The 10,978-nt window shown below is 35.4% G+C and carries 7 protein-coding genes and 1 tRNA gene; 3 read left to right on the top strand and 5 right to left on the bottom strand.

Annotated features, from left to right (window positions below):
- Positions 1-158: 158 nt before the first annotated feature.
- On the bottom strand, positions 159-1,850 hold the full coding sequence (locus tag FHP04_RS13775; protein ID WP_139856739.1) for a PKD domain-containing protein: 1,692 nt from the start codon (positions 1,848-1,850) through the stop codon (positions 159-161).
- A gap of 213 nt (positions 1,851-2,063) precedes the next feature.
- Here FHP04_RS13775 and FHP04_RS13770 point away from each other — a divergent pair, with 213 nt between their 5' ends.
- Positions 2,064-3,998 carry a M1 family metallopeptidase gene (locus FHP04_RS13770; RefSeq protein ID WP_139856738.1) on the top strand — a complete coding sequence of 645 codons (1,935 nt, stop codon included), beginning with the start codon at positions 2,064-2,066 and terminating at the stop codon, positions 3,996-3,998.
- Positions 3,999-4,144: 146 nt separating this feature from the next.
- Here the strand turns inward: FHP04_RS13770 and FHP04_RS14535 are convergent, their stop codons facing one another.
- Complete coding sequence (locus FHP04_RS14535; RefSeq protein ID WP_158319149.1) at positions 4,145-4,291, bottom strand: hypothetical protein; 147 nt, start codon at positions 4,289-4,291, stop codon at positions 4,145-4,147.
- A 150-nt stretch (positions 4,292-4,441) separates the two neighbouring features.
- On the opposite strand from FHP04_RS14535, the gene FHP04_RS13765 reads away from it, so the two are divergent.
- On the top strand, positions 4,442-5,017 hold the full coding sequence (locus FHP04_RS13765; protein WP_139856737.1) for a PhnA domain-containing protein: 576 nt from the start codon (positions 4,442-4,444) through the stop codon (positions 5,015-5,017).
- Positions 5,018-5,268: 251 nt separating this feature from the next.
- Here FHP04_RS13765 and FHP04_RS13760 read toward each other — a convergent pair whose 3' ends face one another.
- The 3 genes from FHP04_RS13760 to FHP04_RS13750 form a co-directional block, all read right to left on the bottom strand.
- Positions 5,269-7,020, bottom strand: coding sequence for a tetratricopeptide repeat protein (locus tag FHP04_RS13760; RefSeq protein ID WP_139856736.1), 1,752 nt, complete (start codon positions 7,018-7,020; stop codon positions 5,269-5,271).
- A gap of 5 nt (positions 7,021-7,025) precedes the next feature.
- Positions 7,026-8,798 (bottom strand): TPR end-of-group domain-containing protein, encoded by a 1,773-nt coding sequence (locus FHP04_RS13755; RefSeq protein ID WP_139856735.1) that lies wholly within the window; start codon positions 8,796-8,798, stop codon positions 7,026-7,028.
- A 243-nt stretch (positions 8,799-9,041) separates the two neighbouring features.
- Positions 9,042-10,430: a dipeptidase gene (locus FHP04_RS13750; RefSeq protein WP_139856734.1), complete on the bottom strand. Its 1,389-nt coding sequence runs from the start codon at positions 10,428-10,430 to the stop codon at positions 9,042-9,044.
- 195 nt (positions 10,431-10,625) lie between these two features.
- Between FHP04_RS13750 and FHP04_RS13745 the strand changes: the two genes are divergently transcribed.
- A tRNA-Leu gene (locus tag FHP04_RS13745) sits at positions 10,626-10,707 on the top strand.
- Positions 10,708-10,978: the final 271 nt, after the last annotated feature.

The raw sequence follows: 10,978 nt of genomic DNA, 5'->3' as shown, positions 1-10,978 counted from the left end.
AATTCAGGCAGGATAAGTTTCAGTAGGTCTAGATAATTGTCCAAAGCTTTGTTTTAAAAAACAAAAATCAGAATTCTATTTCAATTCACACACAACTTTTGAGAATGATCCCTAATTAATTTAAGACGGTTTGTTTCCTGAAAGAAAATTTTAATTATTTATTTAGAGCAAGTATCTATAAAGGTAAGTGTGTGATTAAAGCCGTTAGAATGTGAGAATTTTACACTATACGGAGTTTCAAGATCTATCTTGTACTTATTGTTGCTTATAAATCTTTGTTTTAATCGCTTCTTCCCATTTTGGGATTCGCTTGAAATTATTGAACTTATATCCTGTGGAGTACAGTCTAAACCACTTTCCACATAAATTGGACCGGTTGGAGTTATGGTTTTGGTTCCATTTTTTCTGTAACGGAACTTATGAATAATTTTAGTTCCTCCGAATATAGGCCATCTATTCTTGATTTTTATTTTTAATTTCATTCTTTTTCCGTCTACTTTTTCTTTGTAAACTTCACTCATCTTGCCTCTTTTACAAGAATCCCAAGATTGCATAGAGGTAGTAACTGTGTTTACACATAAATTTAATTTTTCTATTGTTGCTGTTACATTGAAAGTTTCAACCGAACAAGGAGTGGGAAACGTATGGATTACCGTGTTGTTGTTCATTATAGTCTCCGGTGAACTGCCGTCACCAAAATCCCAAGTTACACCGTAATTTTGTGCGTTACCTAAGCCTTCTAGGGTAAATAACCACTTCCCATTTTTTGCGTCTAAAGGGGTTTTAGAAATTGAGATTGGGCAATCTAAATTAAGTGATAAATTGTCCATATCCATACAACTATTTCCACTCATAGGGTTTAAAACTCCAACCAAATCAACTAGCAAAAGAGGTACATAGGTGTTATAATTGGAATAATCTATATCTATAAAAACCTCATCACCAAGATATGCCCAGCCAGCACCTTGTATTCCCCACTCGATGTTTTGGCTTCCAGGCAATGAACCTCCAACAATTTCAACACTCGTAAAATCTGATACATTAGAAATGTAAAATGATGGTTGTGGATTGCTTCCAATAGGAGCAATATAATTTGCTTTAAGTTTTATAGAAATTTGGCTATTCACCGCATCATGACTTAAGATTTCATGACTTATATAGGCTTGGAACCCACATTCAGACCCACTTTTTGTTTGATATCTCGGAGGATCATTTTTAATTGTAAGATTTTCTGCGCTAATAGTTTCAAAATCGAAGCGATTGTCTTGACAAATATCAATATTGCTGATTTTTTTATCATTTACAAAATAAGACATTTTCTCTTGAGCAAGAGGAGAACCGTCATATGTTTTTGCGAACTCGGAAAAACTTAGCATTGTACTATAATCTGAGCAATTATTATATGGTATACGGTGAATAACACATCCGTCATCCCATATATATAGGTATTCTCCAATTATCACCATCCCATCCTCGTTTAGGATAGTTTCTAATATAATATCACTAGTGTAATTCCATGAATCGAAATTTGGATCTTCTGGAATTAAACCGTTATCCATATCCTCATCTTTTTTGCGTAGAGAGTAAAATGAAAGATCTTCTTCCCAAGTATTTAATGTTTCCTCATCTTGAGTAATACTATATTCATTGTATAAATCGCGATGGGTATTTTGAATTTCATCTAAAGAGCCGAATTTCATAATTGGTTTTCCATCACAGGTAGGACCAGATGAAAATGAATTTTGATTATTAGGGTCTAACTGAATTTCAGAGTTCAGATTTTCAGGTTGGCAGCCAACCAATAAGATTGCTGCTAAGAGCCAGAAAAAAGTGATTTTTAATTTTTTCATGATAAATTGAATTTAGGTTAAACTTTGTTTCTATACCCCTATATACCTCTACAGTAAAAATGTTACCCCTAAAACATTTATCTTTTTGTTTTTTCATTGTTAAGGAATTTAAAATGGTCTTAGTAGAAGAATATAATATTGGTTATTACTTTAATAGCACATTAAATTTTCAATTTACTATCTTCGCTAGTTGACTTATAAAAATTGAATAATATGAAGTATTTCAATAGCAGTTTATGGATTATGCTGCTTTTTTCCGTTGTGTCTTTTACGCTTTATGCACAAGATGTAAACCCAAACAATCAAAGTCTTTTCGATAATTTCACTTATAGGCAAGGAAATGAATATCGAACAGCTTCAGGAAAACCAGGGCCAAAATATTGGCAAAACTCAGCCGATTATCAACTTGAAGTTACTTTAGACGAGAAAAATCACGTTGTTACAGGGAATGTTGCTATTCAATACACCAACAATAGTCCTGAAGAACTAGATTTTATTTGGTTGTACCTAGAGCAAAACCGCTTCACAGAAACTTCTCGTGGTACTTTAACTTCCCCTCTTGAAGGTGGGCGTTATAGTGGAGACGTTGAAGGTGGCTATAAACTTTCAAATTTTTCAGCTAAAACGAAAACTGGAACTTCTTCTAAATACCTGATTTCAGATACGAGAATGCAAGTTTTCTTAGATAAACCTTTAGCAGCTAATGGAGGAGAGGTTGAGATAAAAATGAATTTTGAATACAAGATTCCTGTTGAAGGAATGGACCGTATGGGTAGGTTTGAAGCTAAAGACGGAACAGTATATGCAATTGCACAATGGTATCCACGTGTAGCAGTTTTTGACGATGTTATAGGTTGGAATACAGATCCGTATTTGGGAGCTGGAGAATTCTATTGTGAATACGGAGATTTTGATGTAAAGATTACCGCGGCTGCAGATCAAACGGTTGTTTGTTCAGGAATACTACAAAATCCAAATGAAGTACTTACAAAAACCCAACAAGAGCGTTTAGCAAAAGCTGAGAAAAGTGATAAGACAGTTTACATTATTAAACCAGATGAAGTTGGGAAATCCGTAGCTCAAGCTAAAAAGAACGGCACACTAACTTGGCATTTTAAAATGGAGAACACTCGCGATGTAGCATGGGCTTCTTCTAGAGCTTTTATTTGGGATGCGGCAAAAATGAACCTAGGAAATGGAAAAGTTGGATTGGCACAGTCTGTTTATCCTAAAGAAAGCGATGGCGAACACGCTTGGGGCCGCTCTACCGAATATACTAAGGCTTCTGTAGAGTTTCACTCTAATACTTACTATCCTTATCCGTATCACAATGCGATTAACGTAGCAACTAGCGTAGGTGGAATGGAATATCCAGGAGTTAGTTTTTGTGGGTACCAAAGAGGAGGAGCATCACTTTGGGGTGTAACTGATCACGAATTTGGACACAACTGGTTCCCAATGATTGTTGGTAGTAACGAACGTCGTTTCCCGTGGATGGACGAAGGCTTAAATATTTTTATAAATCACTACAGTACAGCTGCCTTTAATAATGGAGAATATCCAACTAGAACAGACAAACCACGTGACTTGGTTCAATACCTAACCTATGGAAATCGCGAAGGAATTGACACTTACCCAGATATTGCCAATGCACGAAACTTAGCCTACACAGCGTATTACAAACCGGCTGCTGGACTTTATATGCTTAGGGAATACATTTTGGGTGAAGAGCGATTCGACTATGCTTTTAAGAGTTATATCCGTCATTGGGCATATAAGCATCCGCAACCTAACGACTTTTTTAATCATATTGAAAATGCTGTAGGCGAGGATTTATCATGGTTTTGGAAAGGGTGGTTTTTCGGAAATGGAAATATAGATTTAGGAATTTTATCTGTAGAGCCTTACCAAGGTAATTATTTGATTACCGTTGAAAACAACGGTGATATGCCAATGCCAGTGGAGCTGTTGGTAACTTATAATGACGATACTAAAGAAACCATCAAGCTTCCTGTTGAAATTTGGCATCGAGGTAATGTTTGGAGTCACCTACTTAAAACAGATAAGCAGGTAAAACGCGTAGTGCAAGACCCTAACAAAATGATACCTGATATCAATATATTAAATGATACTTGGAATAAGTTATAATCCGTAAGAATCATAAAAAAAGCCTCTATTATTAGAGGCTTTTTTTATTGTCTGTTCGAGCGCAGTCGAGAACAATTAGGTTTCGACTTTAGTTTATCCTGAGCGTAGCCGAAGGACTCAACCTGACACACTTAATTTTATTAAATTCAACATCCACCTAAAATTACTTTTGGATAATTGCTTACATCTATAGTTGCTTCGTTGCTTTTTGTAACTAATTCAATGGCTTCTTTTTTGCTAAATCCAAGAATTAATAGAGAAGGCAAGAAAGGCAGTAAAATATTTTGCCACAAAACGGCTTTTTTGTGGTGTGTATTTCAAAACAGCTATAAATATGGCGAATTGACGAACGAATCATCTTGTAGTAGGTAAATCTCACGAAAAATATATCTTTGCCTCATCAATCTCCAAAGCCATAGCGACGGACTTAATTATTTTATATTATGAGCCTAGAAAAAGAGTTACAACAAAGAAGCGATAACAAATGTGAACTATGCGGAAGTGAAGAAAACCTTGGTGTTTTTGAGGTGCCTGATTCTCCAACGAGTGGAGCCGAAGCTTCAGTTTACATTTGTAATACGTGTAAGGAACAAATTGAAGATCCAGAAAAAGTAGATGCAAATCACTGGAGATGCTTAAACGATAGTATGTGGAGCACAGTGCCAGCGGTTCAAGTGATGGCGTGGCGTATGCTTAACAGATTAAGAGCTGAAGGTTGGCCTCAAGATTTGTTGGATATGATGTATATGGAAGATGATGTAAAGGAATGGGCAAAAGCTGGCGTAGCAGAAGCAAAAGCAGATGCGGTTATTCATCGCGATAGTAATGGTGTTGTATTAGAAGCAGGTGATTCTGTTGTGCTAATAAAAGACCTAAAAGTGAAAGGAAGTAGCATGGTTGCTAAACAAGGTACCACTGTGCGTAGAATTTCTCTTGATCGTGAAAACGAAAAATATATAGAAGGAAGAGTAGATGGTCAGCAGATTGTGATTATCACGGACTATGTGAAGAAAGTATAAAAATTCAGACCTGACAGGTCCTTGTTATTTATCCTGCAAGGTGTTGCCACAGGCCTCCTTGTAGGTATAAACAAAAGATCGTTTTCCTCCATTTTTACCAAAATTAAATAGCATTAGACTGTCCTCGTAAACTCGTAGATCACTTTAATAGTGTGTATCTACCCATTTTGTGAGTTTAGACCTGACAGGTTTCTAAAACCTGTCAAGTCTTTTGATATGCTGCAGGCCATCTTGCCGGCATTAAATTACTCCTAATACTTATACCCAAGTTTTTTTATAAAATCTTTAAATCTGGCTTGGTTTCTATAGGCTTCAAACATAGGTTCATTTGGTAATTCAATTAGCCCAAGGTCCTTGTGAGTATGTGCTTTTTCCAACCAATAGTACATTTTATCTTCTTTTTCAAGCACTGCATAGGTAGCAGCAATTTGATAGCTCCAGGACTTTTCATGATCAGAAATTAATTTATTTAGTGCAGCCTCAGACTTTTCCTGATTGTCTAAAAAATAGTAAATCATAGCTTCTGTATGTAGTCTAAAACCTTCTAGAGGTTCTTTTTTTATCACTTCTAGGGCTAGACTGTATTTCTCCTGGTTCATTAGTATTAATGCATACAATGAATACGCAACGTCTTGGTCTGGATTAAGCCTAATGGATTCTTTAATATTTTTTTCGGCCTCTTTAAAATTTCTAGCCATATAATAAGTATTGGCCAAACTGTAATAGTTAGAAGCGTTTACAGGATCTATTATAATTACTCTTTTGTGAATTGCTATGGCTTCTTCTGTATTCCCTTGTAAAAGCGCTACTTCCGAAGCTCTGTGCAAAGCGGTTTCGTTATTGGGGTCCAATCGTAAAGCTTTTTGTGCAAGTTTTCCCGCTTTTCCAATATCATTTTCATACTCTAAGGAAAGTAAAGACATAAATGCATAGATTTCGGCATAGGTGCTGTCTGCTTTTATGGCTTTTTCGGCTACATCGTAGGTCAACTTTTTTCCTGTTTCATAATCAATAATTCCGTAGTTGTTTTGTGTATGATAAATATTACCTAATGTTATCAATGCTGCTGCGTAAGTAGAATCTATGGCTAAAGATTTTTTTAATAGCTTTTCAGATTTAAGCAAAGACTCGACATTGTAATTGTTTTGATAGATGTAACGTCCTTCCAAAAACAAAGCATACGCATCAGTATTTGATTCTGTTACACTTGGAATTATATTATCTAAAATTCGCAATTGAAGATTTTCTGCAACTGCTTCGGCTATTTCATTTTGAATTTTAAAAATGTTTTTGAGTTCCTTTTCCCAAGTCTGCGACCAAATATTATTATCGCCTTTAGTTTCAACAAGATTTACATTTACCCTTATCACACTGTCTTGTGTACGTACACTGCCTTCAAGTATGTATGAAACATTTAAGGTTCTTGCTATTTCCTGCAGGTCTATTTTTTTGTTTTTAAATGAAAAAGCCGAGGTGCGTGAAGTAACTTGAAGTTCGTTTATTTTAGCGAGTGAGTTTAACACTTCTTCTGCCAATCCATCCGCAAAATACTCTTGTTGTTGGTTTGGCGACATATCTGAAAACGGTAATACGGCAATCGATTTATCTGGTTTTGTTTCGAGTGCAATATTGTTTTCTTTATTTTCAGAACGCAGTCTAAATCGATCAACAAACAATAAGATTATTGCTATGGCCAAAAACGCGATAATAAAAGTGTTGAGTTTTTGCCCTGTTTTTTGTGTGATGGACTTTTCCTTCGGAACATTTTTAGTTTTTTTAATACCGTCTGTAGTGATTTCAAAAAACCAGGAGATACAAATCCAAACAGGAAGCAAAACGATTAGGATAATCAAAATCATTTTTCCAAACCAAATAGGAGCGTTAATTATAGGGCCAAGAATCGCGATGACCTGAAGCAAAACCCAAGAAAAAATTAAATAAGAAACGGTGCCTTTAAAGACATTCCTTCGTTTTAATTCGTTAAAAAAATCGTTGAGATTCATTTGGTTTATTTTTCAATTTTCGGAAATCCCATTTTATCAATAAATTTTTGCCATCTTTTATCGGAATGTAAACTTCTAAAACGTGGCTCAGACAACACTTCATTTAAGCCCACGTCGTGAACTTTATAAGCTTTGGTTAGCCATTTAAATGAATTTTCCTTATCGTTTCTAAAAGCGTAGCTTTCGGCAATTTGATAAGCCATGTCCTTAGTGTATTTAGAAATAAGCTCTTGCATATAGGCATCAGACTTTTCTATATCGCCGAGTTTAAAGTAGATGTCGGAATGTATCTGCAAACTCCAGCCTTCATCATCTTCTTTTTTAATGGCTTCTAATGCTGCAGCTAATTTGTTTTGTTGTAACAGAATTCGAGCGTGATAATAATGCAAAGCATAGCGATTTGGTTGTAATTCAATACAAGTTTTTGCGGCCTCCACTGCCTTATCAAGTAGGTCTGCACAGTAGTATGCATTCATTAATTGATAATGTGTATCTGGATTAAGTGGGTCTAAACTTGCTGAGTATTCTTGAAGTCGAACAGCGCTTTCTACATTGCCTAAAGACAAAGCAAGAGTGGCGGTAAGACTAATAATTTCAGGGTTTGAACCATCTAATTTTAAGGCAATTTCATTCAGTTGTTTTGCCTTTACAAAATTCCAATCATAACTCAATTCATCATCTGCCAAATAAGCATAAGCGAGTGCGTTTTTCGGGTCTATTTCCAAAACTTTGTTGGTTGCTTCTTTGGCTAATGTATAGCCTTGTTCAAACCCTAATGTTCCATTGTTTCCTTGAGTTTCATAAACTCTTGAAAGCAGTAACCAAGCTGGTATATAATTGTTGTCTATATTTAGAGCTTGTTTCGCTAAATCTACTGCTTCAATTAGTTTTTGTTTATCGCTGGAAAAATGGGAGGCTTGTACGGCTTGTAAGTATAATTTGTAGGCTTCGGGATTGGTCTTTATCGACTTTGGAAGCGGTTTTGATTTTAATAAATTAAGTTCTAGTGCTTTTACAACTGCTGCAGATACTTCATCTTGGATTGCAAAAATATTGTCTAAATTTCTATCGTAAGTTTCCGACCATAAATGCTTGTCGTTTTTCGCATCGATAAGCTGTGCTGTAATGCGAAGAAGATTCCCCGATTTGCGCACACTGCCTTCTAATATGTAAGTTACATTTAGCTTTTGAGCAATCTCTGGAAGCTGTAAATCTGAATTTTTAAATGAAAATGTTGAGGTACGAGAAGTGACTTTTAATAGTTCAACTTGTGTTAAAAGATTAAGAAGTGCTTCAGTAAGGCCATCTGCGAAATACGAATTGTCATCTTTTTCAGAAAAGTCCTGAAATGGAAGTACAGCAATTGTTTTTGAATGAGATGCTAAGGATGGAATATCAAAATTATTTTCAGAAATCTTATCGGTTATTATAAATCTGTCGATAACCAAGACAGCTAAACAGATTACTAGAAAAGCGATGATGATTTTATTAAGTCGCTTCCCAGTTTTTTTGCGAATGGAAGCCGATTCTGAAACTTTGCTAGTGCGTTTTAAACCCGATGGAGTAAATTCATATATCCAAGAACCAACAAGATATAGAGGAAAACCTACCAAAAGTAAATAAAAAAGACTTTTAGAAATCCATAAGGGCATTTCCATAATATCACCCAATAGTACAGCTATACGTAAAAGTAACCAAGCCACTACTATATAAGAAATAGCACCTTTAATTACATTACGTCGCTTTAATTCATTCCAAAAACTGTTTTTTCGTTTCACAATTTAGTGGATCTCTTTAGAAATCTATTCCTAAAGATAACGAAATAATACTTTTTATCTTAAAATATATAGATTGGAAATATCAATAATATTAAAAGTAGCGTTTTGATTCTTACGGATTTATGTTTAAAATTATGATGGATTTAATAGGTGTTGTGTTCGTCTTTAGAGAAGTGTTTATAAATAATTAGACCTGACAGGTTTCAAAAACCTGTCAGGTCTAGAATACATTTTAATGTTTTATTATTTGCTCATTTTAGTAAAATAATGGTAGAACTGAGGAATAGTTTCAATTCCTTTAAAATAATTCCAAACGCCAAAGTGCTCATTTGGAGAGTGGATAGCGTCGCTATCTAAGCCAAAGCCCATTAAAATTGTTTTACTCTTCAATTCTTTTTCAAACAAAGCAACAATTGGAATGCTTCCACCACTGCGTTGTGGAATTGGTGTTTTTCCAAATGTTTCTTCGTAAGCTTTTTCTGCAGCTCTATAGCCTAAACTATCTATTGGGGTAACATAAGCTGTTCCACCGTGATGAGGTTTAACTTTTACGCGTACACCTTTTGGAGCGATACTTTCAAAATGGTTTTTGAAAAGTTCGGTGATTTTCTCCCAGTTTTGATCAGGTACTAAACGCATGCTTATTTTAGCAAAGGCTTTACTTGCAATCACAGTTTTTGCTCCTTCGCCTATATATCCACCCCAAATTCCATTTACATCCAATGTTGGGCGTATAGAATTTCTTTCATTAGTTGAATAGCCTTCTTCACCATAAACAGAATCGATGTCTAAAGCTTTTTCATAATCTTTTAGGTTGAAAGGTGCCTCTGCCATTTTCTCGCGTTCTTCCTTTGAAAGTTCTTCCACATCATCATAAAATCCTGGAATGGTAATGTGGTTGTTCTCGTCGTGAAGCGAGGCAATCATCTTAGCTAAGATGTTTATAGGATTTGCCACAGCTCCACCGTAAAGACCGCTATGAAGATCACGATTTGGCCCTGTAACTTCTACTTCAACATAACTCAAGCCACGAAGTCCGGTAGTAATAGAAGGTGTGTCTTTAGAAATCATACCAGTGTCGCTAATTAGGATTACGTCGTTGGCAAGTTTTTCGCGGTTTCGGCTAATAAACCATCCTAAACTTTCACTTCCCACTTCTTCTTCACCTTCAATCATAAACTTAACATTGCACGGCAATTGGTTGGTTTCTGTCATATATTCCAACGCTTTTACGTGCATATACATCTGTCCTTTATCGTCACAACTTCCACGGGCAAATATTGCTCCTTCTGGGTGAAGCTCAGTTTCTTTTATAACTGGTTCAAATGGCGGACTTGTCCATAACTCCAACGGGTCTGGTGGTTGCACGTCATAATGACCATATACTAAAACAGTTGGTAGGTTTTTATCGATGATTTTTTCGCCATAAACAATCGGATATCCTGGAGTTTCGCAGATTTCAACTGAGTCACAGCCTGCTTTTTCAAGTTGTACTTTAACGGCTTCAGCTGTTTTTAGCACATCATTTTTGTAGGCAGGGTCTGCACTAATTGATGGTATTTTTAAAAGCTCGATTAATTCGTCTAAAAATCGATCTTTATTTTGTTCAATGTAGGATTTTGCGCTTTTCATTATTTTATTTTTGAAGAATTGCTAAAGTACAAAACACCACTGAAACAGCGTACTAAATAGGGGAAATGCTGTTTAGGTTTAACTAAGTTTTAGCAGAAATTAAAATTTTTAAAAATTTTTATTTCAAAAACCAAAATCTTGTTTATATTTGCACTCCTTTTACAAAGAATCCTAAGTTTTGTAAAAGATTATAATGCGGGCGTGGTGGAATTGGTAGACACGCCAGACTTAGGATCTGGTGCCGCGAGGTGTGGGAGTTCGAGTCTCCCCGCCCGCACGTAATGAAAAGCTGACTGTAAAAAGTCAGCTTTTTCTATTTATATAGTTAAGTGTTTTAGTTTAATTGTGCGAACTCAAAGAGTCAGTACATACAGCTTCTCTACGAAAGTAGGGAAGCTTTTTGTTTTAATCTACTTTGTACAAGAATGTTACGCTAATTATGGATCAAGAACAATTGTTGTGTTTATGCAAAAATCGTTGTTAATCTATACAGAAAGAATTCTACGTTTTTCACTCCTCTAAATTGTGCCCTAAATGCTTTTATCTTT

Source organism: Aequorivita sinensis, assembly GCF_006346335.1.
GTDB lineage: Bacteria > Bacteroidota > Bacteroidia > Flavobacteriales > Flavobacteriaceae > Aequorivita > Aequorivita sinensis.
This window is presented reverse-complemented; position numbering and strand designations above follow the sequence as displayed.

Excerpts from the sequence above, each read along its gene's own strand:
- FHP04_RS13775 (WP_139856739.1), bottom strand. The coding sequence starts at position 1,850 with ATGAAAAAATTAAAAATCACTTTTTTCTGGCTCTTAGCAGCAATCTTA.
- FHP04_RS13760 (WP_139856736.1), bottom strand. The coding sequence starts at position 7,020 with ATGAATCTCAACGATTTTTTTAACGAATTAAAACGAAGGAATGTCTTT.
- FHP04_RS13765 (WP_139856737.1), top strand. The coding sequence starts at position 4,442 with ATGAGCCTAGAAAAAGAGTTACAACAAAGAAGCGATAACAAATGTGAA.
- FHP04_RS13770 (WP_139856738.1), top strand. The coding sequence starts at position 2,064 with ATGAAGTATTTCAATAGCAGTTTATGGATTATGCTGCTTTTTTCCGTT.
- FHP04_RS13750 (WP_139856734.1), bottom strand. The coding sequence starts at position 10,430 with ATGAAAAGCGCAAAATCCTACATTGAACAAAATAAAGATCGATTTTTA.